Source organism: Streptomyces sp. NPDC002795 (assembly GCF_042888725.1).
Taxonomy (GTDB): domain Bacteria; phylum Actinomycetota; class Actinomycetes; order Streptomycetales; family Streptomycetaceae; genus Streptomyces.
Window position 1 is genome coordinate 493,404 of record NZ_JBIAQB010000005.1, and the last position, 26,590, is coordinate 519,993.

At 71.5% G+C, this 26,590-nt stretch carries 18 protein-coding genes; 2 read left to right on the plus strand and 16 right to left on the minus strand.

The window, feature by feature from the left end; genetic code table 11:
• Positions 1-159: 159 nt before the first annotated feature.
• From hutC to hutH, 4 genes are all read right to left on the minus strand, one after another.
• Positions 160-915 carry a histidine utilization repressor gene (gene hutC / locus ACFYWS_RS18395; RefSeq protein WP_389277087.1) on the minus strand — a complete coding sequence of 252 codons (756 nt, stop codon included), beginning with the start codon at positions 913-915 and terminating at the stop codon, positions 160-162.
• Positions 916-976: 61 nt separating this feature from the next.
• Positions 977-1,849, minus strand: coding sequence for an alpha/beta fold hydrolase (locus ACFYWS_RS18400; protein ID WP_389277388.1), 873 nt, complete (start codon positions 1,847-1,849; stop codon positions 977-979).
• A 44-nt stretch (positions 1,850-1,893) separates the two neighbouring features.
• Positions 1,894-2,463, minus strand: coding sequence for a HutD family protein (locus tag ACFYWS_RS18405; RefSeq protein ID WP_389277090.1), 570 nt, complete (start codon positions 2,461-2,463; stop codon positions 1,894-1,896).
• Between the two features lie 119 nt (positions 2,464-2,582).
• Complete coding sequence (gene hutH, locus ACFYWS_RS18410; protein ID WP_389277093.1) at positions 2,583-4,118, minus strand: histidine ammonia-lyase; 1,536 nt, start codon at positions 4,116-4,118, stop codon at positions 2,583-2,585.
• 128 nt (positions 4,119-4,246) lie between these two features.
• Between hutH and ACFYWS_RS18415 the strand changes: the two genes are divergently transcribed.
• The gene (locus tag ACFYWS_RS18415; RefSeq protein ID WP_389277096.1) at positions 4,247-5,026 is read left to right on the plus strand and encodes an IclR family transcriptional regulator; all 780 of its coding nucleotides are present in this window, start codon (positions 4,247-4,249) and stop codon (positions 5,024-5,026) included.
• Between the two features lie 37 nt (positions 5,027-5,063).
• On the opposite strand, the gene ACFYWS_RS18420 is transcribed toward ACFYWS_RS18415, so the two are convergent.
• The 10 genes from ACFYWS_RS18420 to ACFYWS_RS18465 form a co-directional block, all read right to left on the minus strand.
• A complete protein-coding gene (locus ACFYWS_RS18420; protein WP_389277101.1) occupies positions 5,064-5,870 on the minus strand; it encodes an NAD(P)H-dependent oxidoreductase in 807 nt (268 codons plus the stop codon).
• 73 nt (positions 5,871-5,943) lie between these two features.
• On the minus strand, positions 5,944-7,734 hold the full coding sequence (locus ACFYWS_RS18425) for a serine/threonine-protein kinase (RefSeq protein WP_389277104.1): 1,791 nt from the start codon (positions 7,732-7,734) through the stop codon (positions 5,944-5,946).
• A gap of 236 nt (positions 7,735-7,970) precedes the next feature.
• Complete coding sequence (locus ACFYWS_RS18430; protein WP_389277107.1) at positions 7,971-9,527, minus strand: MDR family MFS transporter; 1,557 nt, start codon at positions 9,525-9,527, stop codon at positions 7,971-7,973.
• A gap of 38 nt (positions 9,528-9,565) precedes the next feature.
• The gene (locus ACFYWS_RS18435; protein ID WP_389277110.1) at positions 9,566-10,267 is read right to left on the minus strand and encodes a TetR family transcriptional regulator; all 702 of its coding nucleotides are present in this window, start codon (positions 10,265-10,267) and stop codon (positions 9,566-9,568) included.
• A gap of 28 nt (positions 10,268-10,295) precedes the next feature.
• Positions 10,296-10,949 (minus strand): aspartate/glutamate racemase family protein, encoded by a 654-nt coding sequence (locus ACFYWS_RS18440; RefSeq protein ID WP_389277113.1) that lies wholly within the window; start codon positions 10,947-10,949, stop codon positions 10,296-10,298.
• A gap of 27 nt (positions 10,950-10,976) precedes the next feature.
• Positions 10,977-12,932: a glycoside hydrolase family 127 protein gene (locus tag ACFYWS_RS18445; protein ID WP_389277117.1), complete on the minus strand. Its 1,956-nt coding sequence runs from the start codon at positions 12,930-12,932 to the stop codon at positions 10,977-10,979.
• A gap of 65 nt (positions 12,933-12,997) precedes the next feature.
• Positions 12,998-14,290: a four-carbon acid sugar kinase family protein gene (locus ACFYWS_RS18450; RefSeq protein ID WP_389277121.1), complete on the minus strand. Its 1,293-nt coding sequence runs from the start codon at positions 14,288-14,290 to the stop codon at positions 12,998-13,000.
• Entirely contained in the window at positions 14,290-15,537 is a 1,248-nt protein-coding gene (locus ACFYWS_RS18455; protein ID WP_389277124.1) for a ribulose-bisphosphate carboxylase large subunit family protein, read from the minus strand. The genes ACFYWS_RS18450 and ACFYWS_RS18455 overlap by 1 nt, the downstream gene beginning before the upstream one ends.
• 32 nt (positions 15,538-15,569) lie before the next feature.
• Complete coding sequence (locus tag ACFYWS_RS18460) at positions 15,570-18,212, minus strand: family 78 glycoside hydrolase catalytic domain (RefSeq protein WP_389277126.1); 2,643 nt, start codon at positions 18,210-18,212, stop codon at positions 15,570-15,572.
• A gap of 138 nt (positions 18,213-18,350) precedes the next feature.
• Entirely contained in the window at positions 18,351-21,413 is a 3,063-nt protein-coding gene (locus ACFYWS_RS18465) for a glycoside hydrolase family 2 TIM barrel-domain containing protein (protein ID WP_389277129.1), read from the minus strand.
• A 272-nt stretch (positions 21,414-21,685) separates the two neighbouring features.
• Here ACFYWS_RS18465 and ACFYWS_RS18470 point away from each other — a divergent pair, with 272 nt between their 5' ends.
• Positions 21,686-22,705, plus strand: coding sequence for a LacI family DNA-binding transcriptional regulator (locus tag ACFYWS_RS18470; RefSeq protein WP_389277132.1), 1,020 nt, complete (start codon positions 21,686-21,688; stop codon positions 22,703-22,705).
• A 162-nt stretch (positions 22,706-22,867) separates the two neighbouring features.
• Here the strand turns inward: ACFYWS_RS18470 and ACFYWS_RS18475 are convergent, their stop codons facing one another.
• Complete coding sequence (locus ACFYWS_RS18475; RefSeq protein ID WP_389277135.1) at positions 22,868-24,958, minus strand: beta-galactosidase; 2,091 nt, start codon at positions 24,956-24,958, stop codon at positions 22,868-22,870.
• A complete protein-coding gene (locus ACFYWS_RS18480; protein WP_389277138.1) occupies positions 24,955-26,469 on the minus strand; it encodes a DUF4038 domain-containing protein in 1,515 nt (504 codons plus the stop codon). The genes ACFYWS_RS18475 and ACFYWS_RS18480 overlap by 4 nt, the downstream gene beginning before the upstream one ends.
• Positions 26,470-26,590 lie beyond the last annotated feature (121 nt).

The window sequence follows — 26,590 nt, forward strand, 5'->3', positions numbered from 1 at the left end:
GCACGAACAGCATCGAGCGGTCCCCGGCACACGTCGGGCGCGCCCCTCGCACGGGGACGCGCCCTGGAGTGCTGCTGTACCTCACCGGCCGACCGGGCCTGGTGCAGGCCGCCATTTTAGCTTGTGACCTGCGCGTACCGTGCTCGCCGTACGACCGCGTCAGTGCGTGGCGAACGCACCCTCAAGGCGGTAGCGGGTGCCCGGGTGGAGCAGCCGCGCGATGCTCACGAGCGCGTCCCGCGACCAGGTGCGGCGCTGGATCAGCAGACACGGCTCGGCCGGGCCCACGTCGAGGAGGGCGCACTCCTCGGGCGAGGCCAGGACCGCCTCCACGATGTGCTCGCCACGGCCGAGCGGCGCGACCTTCGACAGGAACGTGAACGGCGTCTGCAACGTGAAGTCCTGCTCCAGGTAGCCGGGCGCGAAGGCCGGGTTGACGTACCGGTCCTCCAACTGGAGCGGCACACCGTCCTCGTAGTGCACGACCTGTGAGCGGAAGACCGGCTGCCCCGTGCCGAGGCCGAGGTGCGCGCCGGTCCGCTCGTCGGCCCGCTCCTCGCCCAGCGACAGCACGCGGGCCGAGTAGCGGTGGCCGCGGTGGTACACCTCGTCGGCGATGTTGTGGACCTCCAGGAGCGCGGAACTGGCCTTGCGCTCGGCGACGAAGCTGCCGACGCCCATGACCCGCCGGATGAGCCCGTCCGCGGCGAGCTCGCGCAGCGCGCGGTTGACCGTCATCCGGGACAGGCCGAGCGCTTCGACGAACTGGCTCTCCGAGGGCAGGGCGTGGTCCTCCTGCCAGTGGCCGTCCCTGATCTGCCGCTCGACGAGCTCCTTGACGCGCTGGTACGCGGGCACCGCGCTGCTCGCGCCCTGCTCGTACCAGCGGGCCAGCTCGGCCTGGTCCACCGTCACATCGCCCACTGTCCTCGCCATCCGCTCCCCCGCTACCGGCTCCTGCTCCTGCCCTCGAATCCTATGGGGACGGTGGCGATGATCCCGGCGCCCGCACGAACCGCCGAAGGTGGGCATGCACGGCGTCGGGCCGCTCCAGCCAGGGTTCGTGGCCCGCCCCCTCGATCCGCGTCAGCGGGATGTCCAGCCGGTGCGCGAGGGAGGCGAGAGCCGAGACGGGACGCGGATCATCGGCGCCGCCGAGGAGTTCGGTCCGCGCGGGCAGGCAGGCGCGCAGCTCGTCCAGACGCGCGTCGAGCGGGTCCGTGCGTCCGTCGTCGCCGAGTTCGGCGTTCATCGCCCAGTTGACGGGCCGACGCCGCCGGGCGTCCTGAGCGGCCCAGCGCCTCCCGCGTTCGGGATCGGCGTGGTCGGTGAACCAGGACAGCGTGAGCAGCTCGACTTCCTGCTCCTCCGTGCGGTCCTCCACCTCTTCCAGCGCTCGGCGCCGCTCCTGCTGCGCGGCCGACATCCGGCGGCCCCGCTCCGCCCGGTACCCGGTACGCCAGTCACCCACGAACGGCCCGCACATCAACAGCATCGCGGCCACCCGGTCGGAGTGCGCCAGGCAGAACCGGCTCGCCAGGTCGGTGCCGTAGGAGTGCCCGATCAGCACGGCCTGGGGCGCGTCCCATACGTCGAGCAGCTCGGCGAGATCGTCGACGTGCCGGGCGAGCGAATGGCGTCCCCGCCACGGGGAACGGCCCGTGCCCCGCTGGTCGTAGCGGTACACGGGCGCGAGGTCGCCGACCATGGCGGCGGCCTCGCCCAGATAGTCCGGAAGGCCCGGACCGCCGTGCAGCATGACGACGGGCGGCTTCCCGGCCCTGTCGCCGAGGGCTGTCCAGCTCAACCGGGCCTCGTCGCTCATCGACGCGAGGCCGTGCGTCTCCATCAAGGTCACCGCGGAGAAGTTACCGGCGAAGGCTGCCTACGGGCTCAGCGGACGTCGGTGAGGGTCACGACCGCGAGCACCCCGTCGACGGCGATGTCCGCCGGTTCCTCGTCGTCCTGGAGCAGGACCGCGTCGAGGCGGTCGAGGTGGACGGAGTCCCGTCGCAGGGTCGCGGTGCCGTCCAGGACGAGCGCCAGGACGCGGGTGCCGGGGGCCGGTTCGAGCCGCGTCGGGCCGCGTTCGACGCGTACGTCGCCCTTCGTCTCGGTGCGGCGGAGCATGACGTTGAAGTCGACCAGGGGGCCGCCGAGGAGCCGGCAGTCGGTGTCGGCGTCGCCGGAGAAGGCGAAGGGCACGTAGGGGGTGTCGACGACGTGTTCCGTGCCGTCGACGGTGAGGGCCATGCCGGGTCCTTCGACGACGGTGATGATCCGGTCGACGCCCTCGAACGCGGAGAACGGTCCGCTGCCCGCGACGTCGGCGAGGCTGAGCCGCCACGCGAAGTCCTCCGTGCCGGCCCCTGCGGGGTGGGCCAGGACCTCGGTGGTGACTCCGCCGCCGTTCTTCCACGGTGCGGGGGTGCGTTCGTGGGCGCGCAGGATCTGGGGTGCCATGAAGGTGAGTTGTCCTTGTCTCCGTACGGGCGGGCCGGACAGGGCGGCCGGGCCAGAGCCTAGCTCGCCCACACACCTCCGAGGCCCGGCGGGACCCCGGAGGTGTGTGGGCGGGCGGGTCAGACCAGGGAGCCGGTGACCGATTCGGCGGCGGCCAGGGCGCGGCCGGAGGCGACGTACTGGACGGCCTCCTCGATCTCGGGGGCGAGCCAGCGGTCGGTGCCGGGGCCCTCGACGGTCTCGCGCAGCCCGTCGCGCACCGCGGCGGTGGCCGGGGCGGGGGTCAGCGGGGCGCGCAGGTCCAGGGCGCGGGCGGCGGTGTAGAGCTCGACGGCGAGGACGCGGCCGAGGCCGTCGATGGCGCGGCGCAGCTTGCGGGCGGCCGACCAGCCCATGGACACGTGGTCCTCCTGCATGGCGCTGGAGGGGATCGAGTCGACGGAGGCCGGGGTGGCGAGCCGCTTGAGCTCGGAGACGATCGCGGCCTGCGTGTACTGGGCGATCATGTGGCCGGAGTCGACGCCCGGGTCGTCGGCCAGGAAGGCGTTCAGGCCGCGGTTGCGGGCCGGGTCGAGGAAGCGGTCGGTGCGGCGCTCGGAGATCGAGGCGACGTCGGCGACGGTGATCGCGAGGAAGTCGAGCACGGCGGCGACCGGCGCGCCGTGGAAGTTGCCGTTGGACTCGACGCGGCCGTCGAGGGTGACGACGGGGTTGTCGACGGCGCTGGCGAGCTCGCGGGAGGCGACGAGTTCGGCGTGGCCGAGGGTGTCGCGGGCGCTGCCGTGGACCTGCGGGGTGCAGCGCAGCGAGTAGGCGTCCTGGACGTAGGTGCAGTCCGGGCCCGCGTGGCTGGCGATGATCGCCGAATCGGCGAGCAGGGAGCGCAGGTTGCCCGCGCTGTCGCCCTGGCCGGGGTGCGGGCGCATGGCCTGGAGGTCGGCGGCGAACACGGCGTCGGTGCCGAGCTGGCCCTCGACGCTCATGGCTGCGGAGATGTCGGCGGTGCTCAGCAGGCGGCGCAGGTCGTGGGCGGCGAGGACGAGCATGCCGAGCATGCCGTCGGTGCCGTTGATGAGGGCGAGGCCCTCCTTCTCCTCCAGGACGACCGGCGTGATGCCGGCGGCGGCGAGGGCCTCGGCGGCGGGCTTCTTCTCGCCGTCGGCGGTGCGCACGACACCCTCGCCCATGACGGCGAGCGCGCAGTGCGCCAGGGGCGCCAGGTCGCCGGAGCAGCCGAGCGAGCCGTACTCGTGGACGACCGGCGTGATGCCGGCGTTCAGGAGCGCGGCGTACGCCTCGGCGGTCTCGGTGCGCACACCGGTGCGGCCGGTGGCGAGGGTGGAAAGACGCAGCAGCATGAGGGCGCGCACGACCTCGCGCTCGACCTCGGGTCCCGAGCCCGCCGCGTGGGAGCGCACGAGGCTGCGCTGGAGCTGGGCGCGCAGCTCGGTGGGGATGTGGCGGGTGGCCAGGGCGCCGAAGCCCGTGGAGACGCCGTAGTGGGGCTTGACGTCGTCGGCGAGGGCCTTGATGACCTCGCGACTGCGGGCGATCTCCTGGAGGGCCTCGGGGGCGAGGGACACCTGGGCGCCGTGACGGGCAACGGAAACAACTTCGTCGGCTGCGAGGGCACCGACACCAACTACAACGTTCATGTCCCTATGAAGCCGCAGGCAGGCAAGGGTTCGCGAGTCGTGCGGCACGTCTTGTGTCTGGGATCCAAGACGTAGCGTCTGGGATTCCAGACAGATGGTTTGGGTCATCCCTGGTCTACGCTCGCCCCATGAGCATCGTCCCGGCCGCCGCCCAGGTCCTCGCCGTCCTGCGCTATCTCGCCCGCCAGGCGGCCCCCGTCCCGGCAGCCGCCATCAGCCGCGACGTGGGACTGCCGCGCTCGACGACGTACCACCTGCTCGACACCCTGGCGGCGGACGGCTTCGTGGTCCATCTGCCGGAGGAGCGGCGCTACGGGCTCGGGGTCAGCGCCTTCGAACTCGCCTCCGGCTACGAGCGCCAGGCCCCGTTCCAGCGCCTGGCGCGGGCTCCGCTCGCCGCGCTCGTCGACCGCACGGGACACAACGCGAATCTCGCCGTGCTGCACGGACGCGAGGTCATCTACGTCATCGAGGAACGCGCCCCCGGCCGTCCGCCCCTGGTCAGCGAGGTCGGCGTCCGTCTTCCCGCGCATCTGACGGCGAGCGGCAGGGCGGTCCTCGCCCTGCTCCCGCCCGCGCAGGTGCGCGCCCTGTTCCCCGACCGTTCCGCCTTCGTGCAACGCCATGGGGCGGGCCCGGCGACACTGACCGCGCTGCGCACCCTGCTCACCCAGGCACGGCGCCGCGGTTACGCCACGGAGGAGGGCGAGGTCACCCCGGGCCTGTCCTCGGTGGCAGCGCCCGTCCTCGACCACCACGCCCACCCGATCGCAGGGATCGCGGTGACGTTCCCTGAAGAGACGGCCGACGAGGCGGAGCGGCGGCGGATCGCGGAGCATGTGGCGCAGACGGCGCGGGAGCTGACGCGGCGGGTGGGAGGCGCCCCGCGGCCAGGCGGACCACGCTGACTTCTCGACGGCGCGGACGGCGCGGACGGCAACGGGATCAACTTCGGCGGCGGACCGGGCTGGCGCTTCCCTCGCGACGTTGGTGGACTCCCAGGTCGTCGCGGCCCGGCGCGAGTTCGGGGCGCAGGACGAGTTCCTCGTCGTACTCACCACCCGCCTCGGACCGGTACGCCAGCGGTTCCTCGTCGGGCAATGTGCGCAGGCGCTCGCGCAGAGCGGCGGACGTACGGGCGTAGTCCGCCGCGTCGTGCCGGTCCGCGCCGTACGCCACGAACGGTTCGAGCGGCGCCATCCCCGTGTACCAGAACGTGCCGTGCAGCAGCGGGAACAGCACCTGGTCCATCCGCCCGTGGATCCCGCGCGGCCCGAACCCGGACGGCCGGGCCCCCACCGACGTGACGATCAGAGCTCGTTTTCCGGCCAGACCGCCGTCGCCGTACCGCCGGGTGTGCCCGTCCGGTGCCTTCACACCGAACCCGAGCCCCTGCACCAGGACCCGGTCGAACCAGCCCTTGAGGATCGCCGGAGGCCCGAACCACCACAGCGGGAAGTGCAGGACCACTGCATCGGCCCAGGCCAGCTTCTCGATCTCGGCACGGATGTCGGCGCTCAACTCACCTTCCGTGTACGCGCGTTCCTGCTCGGCGCCGACGAAAAGGCGCTCCCTGTCGCACGCCCCGCCGCCGAAATCGTCGGCGTCGACCACCGCCTTCCACTTCATCGCGTACAGGTCGGACACCTGGTGCGCGTGCCCGAGTTCGTCCAGGGCGCCGAGTGCGTCGGTCATCAAGGAGCCGTTGAGGGAGCGCTGTTCGGGGTGGGCGAAGACCCAGAGGATGTTCATGTCTTGAGCGTGCGCCCTCACCCTCGTACGACATCAGTGGCCAGACGGCCATAGGGCGAAAGAATCTGGCCAGCTACCTCACGTAGTGCTTGTCCTCGGCGTTGCTGGTGAGGCGGTAGAAGCCGTCACCGTCGCGGTTGTAGATCTCGTGCGCCCCCATGGTCATGCAGTAGGCCCCGGCGGACGACTTGTCCGCGGCGGCCGAGCCGATCTTCAAGCGCCTTCCCGAATCCGTGACGGCCAAGAGGCGGCCGGTGTACGTGCACTGGGAATAGTCGCCAAGGGTGGAGTGGACGACGTTGTCGCCGACCTCCCCGTCGGAGATGCGAATGGTCGCGGGCACGTACGTGGTGGCTCCGCCACCGCCTCCCGAGAACGTCCAGGTACCGACGAAGTAGTCGGCCACCGCCCCCGACCCGCCACCGGACGAGGAGTCCCCGCCACCGGAGGAACCCGACGTCCCGGCCCCCGTCGACCCGCCCCCGCCGGAGACGTCCGCTCCCGAGCCCGTACCTTCGTCCGCCGCGGCGTCGTCCGCGGCCTCCCCGCCGCCCGATGCCCCCTTGCCGGGCGCGGGGCCCGGGTCCCGCTGCTTCTCACCTTTCTCCTTGCCGGACGCGGACTCGGATGCGGAGGCGGACGGCCGGGCCGGGGCGGTGGTCGCACTCCCGGCCGGTGTCGGGGAGGCGGTCGCGGCCGCCTCGGGGGTGCGGTCCGTGGCGTACGGGCCGAGCACCAGCGCGGTGCCGCCGCCGACCACCACGACCGCCACCACCGGCACGATCACCGGCCATCGACGCTTTCGCCGGCGCTCGGGCTCCGCGGTCGGCGACGGCGCGGGCGCCGGTTCCGGGGCCGCGGCGCGCGGCTTCAGGTCGTACGTCGCGCGGTCCGTGGGCTCCTCGCGCAGCGGCACCGCCTCGACGTCGAGCAGCATGGCCGCACGCTGCGCGAGGGCAGCGACGAGCTGCGGCGGCAGCCACGCCCCCTCGGCCGCCTTCGGGGTCGTACGGTCCGGCGCGTCGAGGAGACCGGCCACGGCGGGGCGCGCCCCGACGTCCTTGGTGAGACAGCGCGCGATCAGCTCACGCAGCGGGCGATCGCGCACCCGGCCGAGGCCGGGCTCGGACTCCACCGCGTGGTAGTTCACGGCGTGCTGATTGGTCGCGCCCTGTCCGAATGCCAACTGCCCCGTGGCCGCGTACGCGAGGACACAGCCGAGCGAGAAGACATCGCTGCCCGGGCCGATCTCCTGACCCTTGATCTGCTCGGGCGACATGAAGCCGGGCGAGCCGACGGTGACACCGGTACTGGTCAGCAGCGACTCGACCGAGGTCTCCAGGGCGCGGGCGATGCCGAAGTCGATGACGCGCGGCCCCGCGACGGCCAGCATCACGTTGGACGGCTTGAGGTCGCGGTGCACGATGCCCGCCGCGTGGATGTCGCGCAGAGCGTGCAGCAGTCCGTCGGCCAGGGCGTGCACGGAGGCGGCGGGCAGCGGCCCGTAGCGGCGCACGGCCTGTTCGAGAGAGAGCCCGGGGACGTAACCGGTGGCCACCCAGGGCCGGTCGGCATCCGGGTCCGCGTCGAGGACCGGCGCCGTGTACCGCTCGCCCACCCGGCGGGCCGCCTCGATCTCGCGCCGGAAGCGGGCCCGGAAGCGGGCATCGGCGACGTGCTCCTCGTGCACCACCTTCACGGCGACGGTGCGCCCGCCCTCGGAGCGTGCGAGGTAGACCCGGCCCATGCCTCCCGCGCCGAGTCGGCCGAGCAGCAGGTACGAGCCGATCCGGGCCGGGTCGTGGGCGGTCAGCGGGTCGAGGCCCTCGACGGCCCATTTCCCACTGTTGTTCTCCTCGCTCATACGTCGGCTGCCCCTTCGTGGCGTCCGCCCGAACTCCCGTGAGCTCGGGGCACATTGACACATTGACGATGCCGCAGATGATTGCGCATCTGGTGTGGTTCACGACGCCCAATGGGACAGGAAGGTTTCAACAGCCATGCGGAATCGGCACGTACGCCCGCCAAGTAATGAATCCAGTCCTGAAACGCACGGGACCCGAGGACGGATCGTCCGTCCTCGGGTCCCGTGCGTTCGGGTCAGCCGACCCGTGCCGCCGACGCATCGGCTCCGGCGTCGGCCTCCTCGGCGAGTCGCTCCATGCCGCTGGTGTCCTTCAGCGACTTCTCCTTGATGAACACGACCACGATCAGCGCGAGCAGCGCGAACGGCGTGGCCACGAGGAAGAGATCACCCGTGGCGACTCCGTAGGCGTGCTGCACGATCTCCCGCATGGCGGCGGGCAGTTGGGTCATGTCCGGGACGCTGTGACCGCCGCCCTCCGTGGCGCCCGCGGGAACCCCGGAGTCGGCCAGGCTCTTGGTCATCTCGGAGGTGACACGGTTGGCGAGGATCGCGCCGAGGACGCTGGTGCCGATGGTGCCGCCCATGCTGCGGAAGAACGACAACACCGAGGTTGCGGCGCCGAGTTCGGCCGCGGGGACATCGTTCTGCGCGGCCAGGACGAGGTTCTGCATCAGCATGCCGACGCCGATGCCGAGGATCGCCATATAGATGCTGAGCAGGCCGAAGTGGGTGTCCGCGCCGATGGTGGACAACAGGGCGAGGCCCACCGTCATGGCTACGGCGCCGGCGACCAGGTACGCCTTCCAGCGGCCGGTGGCACTGATGATCTGCCCGGCGACCGTGGAGGAGACCAGCAGGCCCAGGATCATGGGCAGACTCATCAGGCCCGCGACCGTCGGGGACTTGCCCAGGGACACCTGGAAGTACTGCGAGAGGAACACCGTGCCACCGAACATGGCCACACCGACCAGCAGACTGGCCAGTGTCGTCAGTGACACCGTGCGGTTGCGGAAGATGCCCAGCGGGATGATCGGCTCGGCGACCCGCGACTCGACGAAGATCGCGGCGGCGAGCAGCACCACTCCCCCGCCGGTCAGCGCGGCGGTCTGCCAGGACGCCCAGTCGAACTGGTTGCCCGCCAGGGACACCCAGATCAGCAGTGCGCAGATGCCGGCGACGATGAGGAAGGCACCGAGGAAGTCGATCTTCGCCTCGCGGCGGATGGTGGGCAGCTTCAGGGTGCGCTGGAGCAGCACGATGGCGAGCAGCGCGAAGGGGACACCGATGAAGAAGCACCAGCGCCAGCCCAGCCAGGAGGTGTCGACCATGACGCCGCCGATGAGCGGCCCGGCGACGGTGCCGACGGCGAACACGGCCCCGAAGATGCCGGCGTACTTGCCCAGGCGGCGCGGCGGGATGATGGCAGCCATCACGACCTGGGCCAGAGCGGTGAGTCCGCCCGCACCGATGCCCTGCGCGACACGGCTGAAGATGAGCAGACCGACGTCGTTCGAGAACCCGGCGAGCAGCGAGCCGACGACGAACATACCCAGTGACAGCTGGAGCAGCAGCTTCTGGTTGTAGAGGTCGGACAGCTTGCCCCACAGCGGCACGGTCGCCGTCATGGCCAGCAGTTCGGCGGTGACGACCCAGGTGTACGAGGACTGGCTCGCGCCGAGGTCGGCGATGATGCGCGGCAGTGCGTTGGCGACCACGGTTCCGGCCAGGATGGCGACGAACATGCCCGCCATCAGCCCGGACATGGCCTGGAGTATCTGCCGGTTGGACATGGCAGTCGGTGGCGCCTCTTCAGGCGCCGCTGTTGAAGTCACTTCGTCTCTTTCGCAATATGAGATTCGGGCAGCCCGGCGGCCACCTGCTCGAACACCTCGCGGAACACATCCGCGAACGTGGTCTCCTCCTGCCGTACGCACCAGTGCTCGACGGCGATGCGGACCGCCGTGGCGCCGACGGCGGCCAGCAGCCGGGGGTAGAGCCCCAGCGCCCGCCGCCGCTCCTCGTCCTCGGCGGTCGACCCCGTCCGGCGGTCGCCGGAGAACAGCGGGGAGCCGGCGCCGACCCGTTCGGCGAGCGCTTCGGCCAGACCGATCTCGTCGGCCATATGAGCGCCGATGCTGCGCGCCAAGAGGTCCGGGGAGCGGCGCAGCACGTCGGCGTGCAGACGCCACAACTCCTGCTGATTCTCGATCTCTTGGAGCTCCGTCGCCATGGCGTCGCGCAGTGCTTCGAGCGCCGTGGATTCGGGCGGCGCGTCGAGCACGGCGCGCCGGACCCGGGCGCTCGACTCCGCGCCGACCATGACGAAGACCTCGTCACGGGAGTCGAAGTAGTTGAAGAAGGTGCGCGCGGACACACCGGCCGTCTCGCTGATCGCGTCGACGGTCACGTTCTCCACCCCGTGCTCCGCGGCCAGCCGTATCGCCGCTTCCACCAGAGCGGCCCGCGTGGCCTGCTTCTTGCGCTCCCGCCAACTACTGTCCGGGGCTGCCCTCTTGTTCACACTTTGCATAATACGCAAAAATGCAGGATCTGCAATCTCACGTGATGTCGCCCAGCACCCCGGCGATGCGCCGCATCCCGAGCTCCGGGCTGCTCAGGACCGGAACCGTGTCGGTGGAGCGGCGGGCCGCCGTCGCCATGGACGCCTGGGCGAGGACGACGACGTCCGCTGCGGCGGCCTGGCGTTCGACGGCGTGCGACACCAAGATGTCGTGCTGCTCCCGGTCACCCGCCGCGACGGCCTCGAAGGCGCCCGCGACGACCACCTCCGTGAGCTCGACCTCCCGCCCGAGCAGCCGCGCCCGTTCCCGCAGGAGCGCCGCGGTGGGCCGGAGCGTGGTCTCCAGCGTCGCGACGACGCTCACCCTGTCCGCGCCGCCCACGGCTTCGTCCGCCATGGCCTCGTCGATGCGGAACACCGGGATGCCCAGTTCCTCGGCCAGCGGGGCCGCGTAGGCGGAGATGGACGAGCAGCTGAAGACGAGTGCCGAGGCCCCGGACGTCGCCGCCGCACGCCCCAGCGCCGAGAGCCTGGCCGCGATGCCCGCGGGGGCGGCCCCGCGGCCCAGGTCCGCGACGATCCGGTCGTCCAGGAGGTGCTGCACCTCCATGCCGGGCAGAAGCTCCGCGGCGAGCCCGGTGAAGGTGGGGATGACCACCGCTCCGGTGTGCAGGAATGCGATGCGCGTCATGGTGAGGTTCCCTTCGTCGGGGGGCGGCTAGCGGAGCAGTTGGAGCCAGACGGACATCTCGCCGGGGCCGCGGTTCGCCCACAGGGCATAGGGCACGAGCGTGAGGTCGAGGTCGGTGGGCGGGGTGGTGTCCAGCTCTCCGTAAAGGCGGCCCACGGGGACCTGTTGGGGCAGGCGGGCGGCCGTCGCGCGGAGCAGTACGTGTCCGGCGAAGATGCCGGCGCCGCGCTCCTCCGTGAACGTCGTGGACGCGCGGAGGGCCACCGATTCGACTCCGACGCCCTCGGGAAGGTCGGCGCTCTCGACGCAGTACACCACCGGGCCGCGTACGGCGCAGACCTGGTTGGTGACCTCCTCCACGAAGTGGTGGGCCACCGTCAGGCGCGTGCGCAGCGGGATCCGCACGGATACCGTGGTGTCGCCCCGCCACTCGCGGTCGACGACGACGTAGCCCTTCTCCCTGCGGTCGACCGCGACGCCGTCGACGTCGACCCGCATCTCGTCCGCCCAGCCGGGGATCCGGATGCGCAGCGCGCCGCGGGCCGGGGCCTCGGCGCTCACCGTGAGGGTCACATCGCCGGACGCGGGGAAGTCCGTCGACTGCTCCACCCTCACCGGCACACCGTCGAACACGGTCGTGGCGCGGCCCGTCACGAACTGATGCACCCACAGGTCGGTGGGGCCCGCCGCGTAGACGTAGTAGGGCAGTTCGGCGATGACACGGGTGACGTTCGGCGGGCAGCAGAAGCAGGCGCGCATGTACTCCTGGCGCATCCGCTGGTCCGACGCCGGCGGCACCGCGTCCTTCGGGTCGCCGGGGCGGCGCAGCGGGAACGGCAGTTCGCGCACCTGCCGCAGCGGATTCACGTAGAAGTACGTCGTGGCATCCGCGCCGATCATGGCGGGCAGCGCGTTGTACAGGACGCGCTCGATCGCGTCCGCGTACTGCGACTCCCCGGTCAGGGCGAGCATGCGCCAGGCCCACATGACCAGGCCGAGGGAGGCGCAGGACTCGTTGTACGCGGTGGTGTTGGGCAGTTGGTAGGGGCGGCCGTAGGCCTGGTGGGTGCGGGTGACCGCCCAGTAGTTCTGGCCGCCGTCGGGCGAGGCGCCGTCGTAGAGGGCGCCGCAGCCGCCGGTGACGTAGATCTTCGACCTGTCGAGGTCGGCCCAGATGCTTCTGAGCGCTTCGATCATCTGAGGGTCGCCGGACTCCAGCGCGTAGTCCGTCATGCCCGCGTAGAGGTAGTTGGCGCGCACCGCGTGGCCGACGGCCTCGCGCTGTTCGCGGACGGGCAGGACGTCCTGGTTGTCGTCGCCGCCCTCGGGGCCCTTGCCGCCGTGCAGGTCGAGGAGGCGTCCGGCCAGGTCGAGGTACTTGGCGTCGCCGGTGACCCGGTACAGCTCGACCGTGCCCATGTAGTGCGAGGGGCAGATGTTGCAGTCGGCCAGCAGTTCGGGCGTGATGTCGGCGACCTTGATCAGGAAGTCGGCGACGCGGATCGCCGAAGTCAGGAAGCTGTCGTCGCCCGTCATCCGGTGGTGGAGGCAGGCCAGGGTCATGAGGTGGCCGAAGTTGTAGGTCTCGAAGTCCATGCGCTCGGCGAACCGTTCCCGGCCCGGTTCCGCACGCTGCGCGATGGTCGTCTTCGTATGGAGGTACCCGTCCTCGTCCTGCGCCCGCCCGATCGCCGTCGCGGCCTTCGCCAGATGGGCCCGCAGTTCGCCGTCGTCGGTGTCGGCGACCGCGAACGTCGCCGCCTCCAGCCACTTGTAGAGGTCTCCGTCCATGAAGGGCGGGCCGTCGTGGGCGCCTTCGCTGTCTCCCGCCGCCACGAGGAAGTTCTCGTAGGCGTGGGCGACGGTCGGGGAGAACATGATGGAGCCCATGCTCGGGATGGTGGTCTCCAGGGCGCGCTTGCGGAGCGTCGCGAGCGGGCTCTCGCCCGTCATGACGCTGCCGCCCGCCACGACGGAGGTCATGCGCGCATGAGGGCTGGCGCTGGTGTCGGTGAGCATTGCTGCCTTTCGGGTGGTCGGGAGCGGTGTCAGGGGGCGGGCGTCGCGGGGAGGCTCGGATCCGCTGGGGCGCCGCTCTCGTGGCGGCGGCCCTTGCGTACGTCGTCGAACAGGTTCATGTGGCCCATCTGGCCGCCCTTGAGGACGACTTCGACCCGTCGCAGGTGGGGTGTGGAGCCGACGGCGACACACAGGACGACATTGCCCCAGGGCTGACTCTCGATGGAGAGTCGTCGGATGCCGAGGCGCCGGAGCACGTTGCCGGAGGTGTCGCCGCCGCAGAGCACCAGTCGGGTCGTCGGGTCCTGCCGCAGGCAGGCGTCGGCGATCTCGGCCAGTCTCTCCTCGATGGCGGAGCTCGCGAGGGCCGCCTGGGGCATGGACGCGGTCGAGTCCACCGCGACCTCCCGGCCGAGGGCGAGGTACCGGCGAATCCGCCGCACCGCGCCGGCGCCGAACGGGTCGACGGTCTTCCAGCCTGCTTCCCCGGCCGCCGTCAGCTGCCGCTGTGTCAGTGCGGAGCGGCTGCCGCTCAGCACCAGGGTGGGGCCGGGAGAGGCGGGGGCGTCGGTGCACAGGGCGCCGAATCGCTCGTCGACGTCCAGCGCGCGGCCGAGGGCCTTCGACAGGCCGCCGGCTCCGAGGGCGAATCGGGGCCTTGCCGAACCGGCCAGAAAGGCCACGGCGACAGCGTCGAGGTGGGTGTCGTCGAAGGCGTCGCACACGACGGCCGCCTCCGCCGCCTCACCGAGGACCTCGGACACGTGGGCCGGGTCGGCGAGCTCCGGCCAGTGCAGGGAGCCGAGGGGCAGTTCGGTCTGGGCCGCCAGGTGCAGGCGCAGGTCCGACTCGGTGGCCGGGGTGACCGGGTGGCTGCGCATGGTCGGCTGCCGGTCGAGCCGGTGCACCGTTTCGCCGTCGCGGGCGAAGTGATGGCCGAAGACGGTGTAGCGCCCGAAGTCGGGCTGGGCGAAGGCGACCGGCACGGGTCCGGACGTCGGGAACACCTCACGGGCGAGTTCGAGGACCCGTCCGAGGCTGCCGACCTCGGGCGACGAGTCGGCCGTCGAGCACGCCTTGTACTGCACCACCTCTACGTCCAGTTCCCGCAGCCGGGACAGGGCGGGCCCGACCTCCGCCGCCATGTCCGAGGTCGCGAGCGACCTGGCGGTACCGGCGATGCCGACCACCTGCGCATCACCCGGCGGGAGTTCCGCACCCGGCGAGGTGACCAGGACGCCGCTCAGCCCGGCCACCCGGTACTGAAGCAGCGCGTCCACCGACCCCGTGAAGTCGTCACCGTAGAAGCCGACGCGGGGCATCAGCGCCGCCCGAACGTGGCGAGGGCCGTGGCGAGTTCGGGCACGGCGGCGGCGCGACTGTCCAAGGGCTCCCCGTCGAGCGCCGACGCCCACGCCTCGCGCATGGCCCGCACCCCGGCGGCCGAGCCGTCCGGGTGTCCGTGGATGCCGCCGCCCGCCAGCACCAGCAGGTCCTGCGTGCCCACGGCCTCGTACGTGGCGTGGGCCAGTCCTGGGGTCTGGCCCGAGGAGAGCACGGGCAGGGCCGCGTAGCCGCCGAGCAGGGGTGTGCGGACGTCCCGGATCGAGGCGAGGACCTCGTCGTCGGACTCGTAGAACTTGTTCGCGATGCCGTTGGTGTGCAGGTGGTCCGCCCCTGCGAGCCGGGCGAGCTTCTGGAACGCCCGGAAGGCGATGCCCAGTTGGGGTGACCTGGAGTACGCGCCGAAACCCGCGCGGTGGCCGTGGATGGGCAGTTCGCAGCGGCGGCGGAGGTAGTCCGTCCCGGCGAGGCCCACCGAGTTGAGGCACACCATGACGCAGCTGCCGCCCGCGTCCCGTACGAGGTCGTGGTGGTACGCGAGCCGGTCGATGTCGTCGGTGATGTTGAAGGCGTACATCGGCATGTGGCCGGTGCGCTCGGCGGTCCGCTTGAGCACCTCCATGACCGCGGGCACCCGCTTCGCCAGCGGCAGGCCCGGCGGGTTGGCCTGGAGCTCGTCGTCCTTGATGAAGTCGATGCCGGCCTCGGCGAGTTCGGCCACCAGGGCGCACAGTTCGTCGATGCTCAGGCCGATGCTCGGCTTGACGATGGTGCCGAGCAGTGGACCCTCCGCGCGGCCGGCCAGGCGCCGGGTACCGGTCACCCCGAACTGCGGGCCTGGATAGGCATCGGCGAAGGCCGCCGGTAGGTCCAGGTCGACCAGGCGCAGGGCGGCGGCCTCGCGCAGCTCGAACAGGTTGCCCGCGACGGCGGCGAGCAGACTGGGCAGCGAGGGGCCGAAGTTGACGAGCGGGAAGTCGATGGTGACGCGCCCGCGGCGGATCTCCGTCGCCTCGCCGGCGGCTCCCGGGAGCGGAGTGGCGCCGCTGAGCGGCAGTTCCTCGACGGAGCGGACGGTGGCGGCGTGCCGGGCGCGCAGTTCAGCGGTCTCCCGGGCGACGGCCACGAACGTCCCGCACGACTGCTCCCCTGCCATCACCTCGGCGACCGCCTCCAGCGGCAGCGCCGACTCGATCTCGTAGACGGCCGTGACGGTGTCTCGCACGAAATCCTCCCTCTGGATGGTGGTGGCCGGTGTCATGGGCGGGCGAGTGCGGGGGAACCGGACCCGTCAGGGTGGCTCCGCGCGTCCGGATCGGCGGGCAGCGGGGCCGAGAAGGTGTGTAGGCCGCTCGTCACGTACTGGGCGTCGGCGCCGGGGAGTTCGACCACGCCGTCCGCGCCGGTCGGCACGGTGACGCTCACCTCCAGGCGGTCGTCGGAGATCTCCCAGGTGATGGCGGCGCGCCCGAAGGGTGTCTCGTGTTCGGCGTTCGCCCAGGTCAGTTCGCCGCCGGGGCGCGGCCGGAAGCGGATCGTGCGGTAGCCCGGCGCGGCCGGCTCCAGGCCCGCGACCACGCGGTGCAGCCAGTCGGCCACAGCGCCGAGCGCGTAGTGGTTGAACGACGTCATCGCTCCGGGGTTGACCGTGCCGTCGGGCAGCATGCTGTCCCAGCGCTCCCACACGGTCGTCGCCCCCTGGGTGACCGCGTACAGCCAGGACGGGCACTCGCGCTCCAGCAGCAGGTCGTACGCCGTTGAGGTCGCGCCGGACATGGTCAGCGCGTCGCAGATGATCGGGGTGCCGGCGAAGCCGGTGGCGATGCGGTTGCCCGCCTCGCCGACGAGCTCGGCGAGCCGCTCCCCGGCCGCCTTCAACTGGGCTTCGCCCGTGATGAGTTCGAAGGCGACGGCGAGCGCGTAGGCGGTCTGCGCGTCGCTGGTCATCCGCCCGTCGTCCCGGACGTACGCGGCGGCGAACGCCTCGCGCACCTGGTCGGCGAGCCGCCCGTAGCGGGCCGCGTCGTCCGCCAGACCGAGGACCTCGGCGCTGCGCGCGAGATGGCGGGTCGACCAGGCGAAGTAGGCGGTGGCGACAAGGTACTTGTCGGTGCGGGCATCGGCCGGGTCGTCCGGGGGAGCCGCCGGGTCGAGCCAGTCGCCGAGCTGGAACCCGTCGTCCCACAGGTGGGTGTCCCCGGCCAGGCGGTCCATCAGATCCACCCACGCCTTGGCGCTGTCGTACTGACGGCGCAGCACTTCGATGTCACCGAACCGCTGGTACAGCACCCACGGGGTGAGCACGGCGACATCGCCCCATACGGCGCCGGGACGGATCGGGGTCCACATGTCCTTCGCCGGGATGACGGGCACGTACCAGGGCACCGTGCCGTCCGGGAGTTGCTCGACGGCGACGTCCTTGAGCCAGCCCGAGAGCATCCCTGACACGTCGTAGAGGAACGAGGCCGTGGGAGCGAACACCTGGAGGTCGCCGGTCCAGCCGACGCGCTCGTCGCGCTGCGGGCAGTCCGTCGGGATGTCGAGGAAGTTGCCGCGCATGCTCCACACGACGTTCTCGTGCAGGCGGTTGACCAGCGGGTCCGAGCAGGAGAACCAGCCGGTTCGGTCGAGGTCGGTGTGCAGCACCCTGGCCCGGACGCCGCCCTCGGCCACCGCGGCCTCCAGGTCGCCGGGCCACCCCTCGACCTCGACGTAGCGGAAGCCGTGGAAGGTGAAGCGCGGCTCCCACTCCTCCGGTTCACCACCCTTGAGCACGTACACGTCGGTGGACTCCGCCAGGCGCAGGGGGCGCCGGTAGACCTCGCCGTCCTGCAACACCTCGGCGGTGCGCAGTGTGATGCGCCGCCCGGCCGCACCGCTCACCGTGAAGCGGACCCGGCCCACCAGGTTCTGCCCGAAGTCGAGGACGAGCGCGCCCTTCGGTGTGCGCAGGACCCCGACCGGGGTGACCTCTTGGGTGCACCGCACCGGCGGACCGTCCACGGCGACGAGGGTGGCCGGATCGCGCTCCGCGAGCTTGACGGGTGTCCACTCACTGTCGTCGTAGCCGGGGTTCGACCAGCCGGTCCGCTCCTCGCGGGCGTCGTAGACCTCGCCGTCGTAGTTGCCGGCGCGCAGGATCGGGCCGAAGGAGGCGCGCCACTGCGGGTCGGTGGCGACCAGGTCGCGGCTGCCGTCCGCGTAGAGGATCTCCAGTTGACCGATGAAGGACAGGTCGGAGCCGTAGAGGTTGCGGAACCCGCCGTGCCAGCCGAGCCGGCCGCGGTACCAGCCGTCCCCGAGCCATGCCCCGAGCACGTTCTCGCCCTCGTGCAGCAGGTCGCTCACGTCGTACGAGCAGTAGCGCAGCCTGCTGCCGTAGACGGTCCAGCCGGGTGCCATGACGTCGTCGGAGACCCGCTCCCCGTTCAGCTCGGCCTCGTACAGGCCGTGGGCGCTCGCGTACAGCCGCGCCCGGGTCACCGGGCCGCGCACCTGGAACGCGCGCCGGACCAGGGAGGGTCGCCGGTCGGACTCCGGGTCCTCGGGCCAGGCGCCGCCGACCGGCACGGCGGACCAGTCCGCCGCGTCGAGCAGGCCCGCCTCGACGACACCCGGTTCGCTCCACTCGGAGGGGGTGCCGTCGGCGCCGACGACACGGACACGGACGCTCAGGCGCTCGCGGGAGCACAGCGCGGGGGCGGGCCAGGGCACCAGCACCGAATCCTGTGATGCGACATGCCAGTTGGCGGTGGCTCGGTCACCGGAGACCTCGATCTCGTAGGCCGTCTGGCGCCAGCCCGGCTCGGCCCGCGTCTTCCACGACAAGCGTGGCGCGGGGACTCCGATACCGAGAGCAGCACCGAGATGCTCGAAGGTCGGGGCGGAAGGGGTGGCCATGGACGGGCACGTCCTCTCAGGTACGGCGAGGGGCGGTTGACGGGGTACGGCACCGCCCACGAGTACGGCGTGAGCATAACCATCCTTTGACACGTTCCAAAAGGGCGGTGACGACGTGAAAGACGGAGGCACGCGTCGTCAGCGACGGCTCGGGCGGCTTTCCTCTGCGAGCCGGAAGCGGACCTTGAGCGCCGCGGGTTCGAGCGGCACCTCGTAGCGGGCGGGCAGCGCGGGGCCGCAGGACGAGGATCCGAGGCCACGCTGTCGGACGTCCAGGTTCAGCCAGAGGGTGCCTGAGCGGACCAGGTCCACGGGATGACGGGCGCGCTCCAGCGCCTCGCTGGTCCACGGTCGGGCCGTGAAATCGAAGGTCGTGCCCGGCGCCGCCTCGACGCGCAGCGCGGGAACGCCGGGGCCGCGCAGTACCAGCCAGCGGGTCTCCAGGTGGTTGCCGTTCTCCTGCGGCACCTCGAACGGGACCTGCAGCGCGTCGATCCCGGCACTGAACCGGCCCACTCGCGAGGCCGCGCACGCGTCGGCGTAGGACTGTCCCGGACCACGGCCGAACCACTCGACGCTGTCGTACGACCCGGGCAGTCCCAGCCGGAGGCCCAGACGTGGCGGCCGCACGGTGTGGTGCCCGTGCGGTGTGTCGTCCCAGTGGCCGGTGAAGTCGAAGGACGCGTCCAGGTCCACCCCTCCCCCGGCGGTCGCCGTCCACGTGAGGCCGGTCCACAGGGCGATCGTCTGGGTCGCGGGACCGCTGCGCACGCGCACCCGCAGTGTGTCCTCGTCGTGGGACACCCCGAGTGTGCGGTGGAGGAACCGGTCGAGGCCGACGGCCTTCCACGACCCCGCCGCGTTGTTCCGGGCGCCTTGGCCGCGGTCGTTCTCGGTGGGCGCCCGCCAAACATCGGGCATGACACCTTCCACAGGGATACCGAGCAATTCCGTGATCCGGTTGATCGCTCCGTCGTGACGGACGAGCGCGGAGAGTTCTCCGCCAGAGGGCCAAGTACCTTGCTGTGAAGGCTTGTTGTGCGCCGGTGTACTGTCCGCCCGCGCGGCAGTCGTGTGTGGCCGCGAGCCAACGCGCACCTGACCGCTCCCGACCACATGTCCGGCCGGCGCCCACGGCGCCGCCTCCTGGAGCACCGCCGTGACCGTGAGCCACTCCTCCGCGCTCCCGTCCGGCACACGTTCACCGACCAGTCCCTCGGCGGGCAGCTCGATGTCCCGGTCGGCGCGGGGCGCTGTCGGCGGGACGGCGAGCGTGCCGGACCGAACGGGTGTGCCGTCCGACTCGACGGTCCAGGTGAAGGCGAACGCCGACGTGTCCGTCGTGTCCTGCGCGTTCCGGATGCGTACGGTGCCCGCGGCCAGGTCGAAGCCGAACCTGACGACCGCGAAGGCCGCCGCGAGTTCGGCGTACGCGGGTGTCGGCGAGCGGTCGCTGTTCAAAATGCCGTCGAGACAGAACCGGCCGCCGTTCGGCCGGTAGGAAACGTCCGCGCCGTGGGCGAAGATGCGCCGGCCCTGGGGGTCGACCGCCGCGAAGCCGTGGTCGATCCACTCCCAGACGAACCCTCCGCAGAAGCGCTCGTACGACTCAAGGATCTCCCGGTAGTCGAGCAGCGACCCCGGGCCGTTGCCCATGGCGTGGGCGTATTCCACCAGCAGGAACGGCAGGTCCCGTCGCCTGACGTCCGCGGGCGAGCCCGGTTCGATCCCCTCCGGCGTCGGTTCCTGACGGCGCCCGATCGCCTCAAGCGCGTCCAGCGCGGGGTACATCACCGAGTAGAAGTCGGAAGGGGCGTACGAGGGGTCACGCTCGTACAGGACCGGGCGGCTCGGGTCGCGCTCGCGCAGCCACGCACGGGCCGCCATGAAGGCCTCGCCGGAGTCGCTCTCGTTGCCGAGCGACCAGACGACGACGCTGGGAGCGTTCTTGTCCCGCTCGACGGTGCGCCGGATCCGGTCCAGGATCGCCCCGTGCCAGCGCGGTTCCGCGGGCGGGTTGCCCTCCCAACCGGCGTACACGAAACCGTGCGTCTCCACGTCGGCCTCCGCGACCACCCACAGGCCGTACTCGTCGCACAGCTCGATGAACGCGGGATGCGGCGGATAGTGGCTGGTGCGGACGGCGTTGACCCCGGCACGCTTCATCAGGACGACGTCCTCGCGCATGGTCTCGACGTCCAGGGCCCTGCCGCGCTCGGCGTCGTGCTCGTGGCGGTTGACCCCGCGGAAGAGTACCGGGACGCCGTTCACGAGGAGCCGACCGTCCTCGATCCGCACGGTGCGGAAACCGATGCGCAGCGAGACCGTCTCGCCCGGGGTGCGCAGCGTGCCGTGGTAGAGGCGCGGGGTCTCGGCCGACCAGGGCTCGACCCGGTCGACGCGCAGGGTGCGGCCCGCGCGCGTGCGGATGCCGAGTTCGGGGATCTCCAGCTCGGCCGGTACGTCCGTCTCGACAAGCAGGGTGCCGGATCCGTCGCGGTGGTCGTAATCGGCGACCACGCGATGGTCCCCGATGCCGTCCGCGGGCCGGTGCAGCAGGTCGACACCGCGGAAGATGCCGGGGAGCCACCACATGTCCTGGTCTTCCAGGTACGTTCCGGCGGACCAGCGGTGCACGCGCACCACGAGCACGTTCCCCCCGGGCTTGAGCAGGGCGCCGACCGGATACTCCACGGGCAGCCGGCTGCCCGTGGACCAGCCGACGGGCTGTCCGTTGAGCCACACGGCGCCGCAGGAGTCGACTCCCCCGAACCGCAGCAGCGCGCCCTGATCCAGCGGCCAGCTCCGCGGAAGGTCGAACCGGAGCCGGTAGTCGGCCGTCGGCGCGTCGTCGGGCACGTACGGAGGGTCGATGGGGATGGGGAAGGCGGTGTTCGTATAGAGCGGCCCGTGCTCGTCGAGGCGCGGGGCCGGCAGCTTCGGCTCGTCGGCCCAGGGCACGGTCACGTCCTCGAGGACCCAGTGGGACGGCACCTGGATCTCGTCCCACGTACTGTCGTCGAACTCGGGCTCCAGCGGCGCTTCGCCGCCGCCCTTCGCGGTGGGCCACAGGCGAAAGCGCCACCGGCCGTCCAGACTGAGGGCGGCGGCGTCGCTGTGCGCCCAGGCCCGGGGTTCCGTGCGGCCCGAGCCGCCGTTGGTCGACTCCCAGTACCGGTCTTCGACTTGGTGGTCCGACACACTCTTCTCCTCGCAGACACGGGTCCCGCGCCGCCCTCCTGGACAGGAAGACGCCGGGCCCCTCCCCGAGATGCTAAGCAGGAGTTTGACACGTTTCAAGAAGGCGTTCGGCCGCCCTCGACGCTCCGGGGCCACGCTCCGACCACGGCGGTCTTCGCGTAGGGTCGTCCGCGAAAGCCCCTGCCGCGACGGGGCTCCCGTGGCGCGGCGCATGACGGAGTCAAACCGTGCTTGACTCGTATCAAGGCGGGCAGAGGAGGACAGGGAACGCCATGGCAAGAACCGGCATCCGGGACGTCGCCAGCCTGGCGGGGGTCTCGCACGGAACCGTGTCGCACTACCTCAATCATCCGGAGCGGGTGTCACAGAAGCTCGCGGAACGCATCCAGCAGGCCATCGAGACGCTGGAGTTCGTCCCGAACAACGCCGGACGCCAGTTGAGACGAGGCTCCAGCACCGCCCTGGCCTACATCGCCCCCGATGTCAGCAACCCGTACTTCGCCAGCATCGCCGAAGGCGTCGAGGAGCAGGCCGCGGCGCGGGGCTTCTCCGTCTTCATCGCGAACTCCAATCGCAGCCGCACCCGCGAGGACGCCTACCTCGACCTCTTCCAGCAGCATCAGGTGAGCGGGATGCTCGTCGCCTCGCACGAGCCGATCGAAGACCGGCTCTCCGTCATCAGGCGGCGCGGCACCCCGAGCGTCCTGATCGGACAGGCCGCCGTCGATCCGAAGCAGGCCTCGGTCTCCGTCGACGACGTGATGGGCGGCAGACTCGCCGCCGAGCACTTGGTGTCCGTGGGCCGCCGCAGGATCGCCTACGTGGGCGGCCCGTTGGGCGTCAAGCAGGTCGGTGACCGCCTGGACGGAGCCGGGGGCGTGCTCCAGGCGACGCCCGGCGCGGTCATGGAGATCCTCACCCTCACGGACCGGACCATCCGCGGCGGGCGCTCGGTCGCCCGGCAGATCCTCGACCGTCCCGACGGCTACCGCCCGGACGGGATCTTCGCCGCGAACGACCTGATCGCACTGGGACTGATGCACGAGCTGGTCAACGCGGGCGTGCGCATTCCGGAGGACATCGCCGTCATCGGCTACGACGACATCGAGTTCGCGGCGGCGTCCATCATCCCGCTCAGCTCGATCCGGTCCCCGCACGAGGGGTTCGGGGCGACGGCGGTCGACCTCCTGGTGGACAGCATCGAGAATCCCGCCGCGGCCCGTCACTCCGTGTTCCAGCCGGAACTCGTCGCGCGCGCCAGCACGGTGGGGGCGGCGGCGGGGCGGGAATAGCGGGTGGGCGGTCACCTGGCGCCGACTGGGGCACCAGGCCGCGGGGCTCCGCCGCGGAACCGGGGCCTCGAACGCCGCGGAGGCTTGAAGGATGTCCGGCCGTCGCTCGCCGGCCGAGGAAAGGAATCGGGCCGACGCCTCGCACCGCCCCGATCCCCCCGCCTACCCCCGCTCGGCCCAGACCGCGACGCCCCAGGCGGTGAGCCGTACGGAGCCGCCTCGTGTGTGGTCCACGGAGGCGAGCACGTCGCGCACAGATCGCGCCAGTCGTACGTCGACGGGGTCCGGGGACCAGTTGTGCACCACCCACACGCGGCCGATCGGCCCGGCCAGGGAGTGCGCGGTGACGGTGGACGGCCGCTCCGTCAACGGTGACTCGACGGCTGCCGGGCCCGCGGCGCCCGCGATGACACGCGCCATGAGCGCCCGGTCCAGGAGGGTGCCGACGACCGTGATCTCCCCGCGTCCGACCGTACGGCGGGTGGCCGCGGCCCACCGCCCGTAGTGCGGATGCCGGTAGCGGGCCAGCACCTCCGCGTCGTCGGCCACGAGCGCGTCCATCCAACGGCTTCCCTCCCCGCTCTCGCCGTCCAGCTCCACCGCGACGGGCTCGGCGAGCGCCGCGAACTCCTGGTAGTGGACGCCCGCCGGGCCGCTCAGGACCGCCGGTGCCCGCTCGGCGCGCAGGCGTCCCTCGTCGTCCCCGTAGCCGGTGCGGGGCCCGATGACGAGCCGGCCGCCGCGCCGCGCGTACTGCGCGAGAACCTCCAGCGTGCGGTCCCCGGCCGCGATCAGTCCGGCGACGACCAGCACCGGGAACCGGTGCAACAGCTCGCCTGCGTCCGGTAGTTGACGCTCATTCACGTACTGGACCTGCAGGCCCGCGTCCAGGGCGCCACGGCCGAACGCGCCGACGACATGCGCGTACGAGGCGCGGTCGCCGCCTCCGGGACCGGCCAGCGGCGGCTCGAAGGCCGTCATCCACTCGCTGTCGTGCGCGTACAGGAGGCCGACGGTCGCCTCCGGCACGGCGTCCGCCAGCCAGGGCGCCGCGAGTGCGAACTGCCGCCCGATCCCGGCGATCTCCTCGTACACGCGCCCGGGTCGCAGGTCGTGGCCGAGGACGCCGCCCCAGTGCACCTCGGCGCCCGAATGCAGGCTGTGCCAGTGCCAGTACGAGACGAGCCGGGCGCCACGGGCCGCCAACAGCCAGGCGACCTGGCCTAGTTGGCCGTCGTACGGCGGGCGGGTCAGATGCGCGGGGCCGATGGAGGCGGCGCCCGTCTCGGTCACCAGGAACGCGTCCTGCCGGGTGGCCCGCATACGGTCGGCCATCAGCACGAGCTGCGCGACGTCGTCCGCGTACCACTGCCCGCCGGCGCCCTCCCGGCTCGCGTCGAGACCGTCCTGTGCGAGGTAGTAGGCGTTGCCGCTCGCGATGTCCAGCTCGGCACCGACCGCGACGTCGTCCATGGCGGGACGCTGCAGCGCGATGCAGGTCGTGAGGAACGTGTCGTCGGCGACCAGCTCGCGGGCGATCCCGGCCTGCCAGCCGATGAACTCGGCCGTGAGTTCGGCCTGGAACCGGCGCCAGGCCAGGTCGTAGGCGGGCGTGGTGTTGCCGGTCGGCGCCCAGAGCTCGTCCCAGTCGGCGATGCGGTGCGACCAGTAGGTCAGCCCCCACTCCCGGTTGAGGGTGTCGGTGTCCTTGTACCGGTCGGCGACCCAGCGGCGGAATCGCCCGACGACGTGGTCGTTGTGGATGAGGTGCAGCCCGGCCTCGTTGTCGAGCTGCACGCCGATGACTGCGGGGTGTCTCCCGTGGCGGCCGAGGACGGCGCGGATGATCCGCTCCGCGTAGCCGCGGAAGACGTCCGATGTGAAGTCCACCTCCTGGCGTGCTCCCCACGGCACGGGCTGCCCGTCCCGGCGGACGACGGCGAGTTCGGGATGTTTGCGGCTGAGCCACGGCGGGATCGCGTAGGTGGGTGTGCCGAGGACGACGTCGATGCCGTGCTCGGCCGCGGCGTCGAGGACCGGGGTGAGCCACTCCAGGTCGAACTCGCCGTCGCGCGGCTCCCATGTCGACCACACCGACTCCCCCACGCGTATGCAGGTGATGCCGGCCTCCGTCATCAGGCGCAGGTCGGTGTGCAGGCGGGAGGGGTCGGGCAGGTATTCGTTGTAGTAGGCGACGCCCAGGCGCGGGCCGCCGCGCCAGGCCCTGAGGCGGTCGGCGCTCCGTCCGGTCACCTGACGACTCCTTCCTCGCGCGTGATGCGCAGGGCGATCGCCTCACCGACCGGGAGGTCGAGCGGGGCGGACTTCCCGTCGAAGGCGTCGTTGCGCCGGGTGCGCGTGACCGTGAACGGCCGCTGTACCCGGGTGACCGTCATGTTCCAGGTGTCGATGACCTCCACCGTGAAGGTGTCTCCCTCCTGGACCCGCTCACCGGGACAGCCGATGGGCAGCCGGAAGTCCCACCGCGCGGGCGCCGAACGGCCGAGGTACTGCACGTACTGGCGGCGCGGCACGCCCGCGACATGGGCCGGGTCGTCCCACTTGTCGATCGGGTCGAGTCCCGGTACGGCGAGTGTGTCGAGGACGTCCCGCAGGAACCACAGACGGGCAGGTGACGTGCCGCGCAGCTTGCCGCCCTCGACCATGTGCAGGCTCCCGCTCTCGGTGCGGTAGCTCTCGCCGTGCGAGGCATAGCAGCCCGCCACGGTCGTGATCCAGAACTGGTGCACCAGTTCCCGGGCGTCGAGGTTGCCCCACCGTTCGGGGATGTCCCCCTCGTACTTGATCTCGTCGAGCACCACCGGCTTGCCGTACACGTCGCGGTACAGGTTCGCACGCCCGAAGTCCGTTGTCGCCGAGCCGTTCTGGAGCGAGGCGTGGGTGACCCACGGCCGGTTGTTGTCGTACAGCTCGATCCAGTTGTGGATGGATCGCGGATGGTCGTGCGGGTCGATCTCGGCGAGCAGGGTGCCGGCGCGGTCCCACCGTTCGGCGGGCCGTTCCATCTGGTCGAACTCGTTGCACAGGGACCACCACACATGCGGGTACCCCGAGAGCCTGGCCACCACGTAGCGCAGGTAGATGGCGTCCTGTTCCTCGGTGAGCGTGTCGAAGCCGAAGTGGCCGCGGTCGTAGGCGTTGTAGAGCAGCACCTCGGCCTGGATGCCACGCTCCCCCAGGAGTTCGACCGCGGCGTCCAGCCTGCGGAAGAAGGCGACGTCGGGGCGTGTGACGTCCCAGCCGTCCGCTCCGCGCTCGAAGGGCAGCAGGTCCGGGTAGTGCTCGACGTACCCGCCGGCCTGCGGAAACACCATGAACCGCAGCTTGTTGAAGCCGGCGTCCGCCAGCGCGTCGACCGTCGAGGAGAAGAGTGGCTCCTCCTGGTGCAGCCAGTTGTACGCCGTGGTGCCCACCGGGTGGAACGGGGTGCCGTCGGCGTGGGCAAAGTGGAATCGGTGGGCCACCCGCACCGGGCCGGGGTCGTCGCCGGGATGCACCTCGAAGTCCCCGGAGGTGTGTCCGGTCCGGACCCTGTTGCCCTCGACGGACCATGACCACACCCCGGTGGCACTGGGCGAGAAGCGGACACGGTAGGTCGTGCCGCCGTCCCAGAACCCGGGCACCACCTGCTCTCCCGCCTCGGGGTGACGCAAGCGGATCGACAGGGGCGGCTCGTCGGACAGGGGTGGTGTGTCGTCCCCTTCGAACGACAGCACGACCGGACGGTGGAGCTCGTAGCGCATCGTCAGCCCTTTCGTATTCCTGGACGCGAATTCGGTGCCGCCCCACCAGGGCTGTGCGGTCGACCGTCCATGGACTATTATTTTTGACACGTTTCAACAACACCAGATCCGCCCGGTGTTT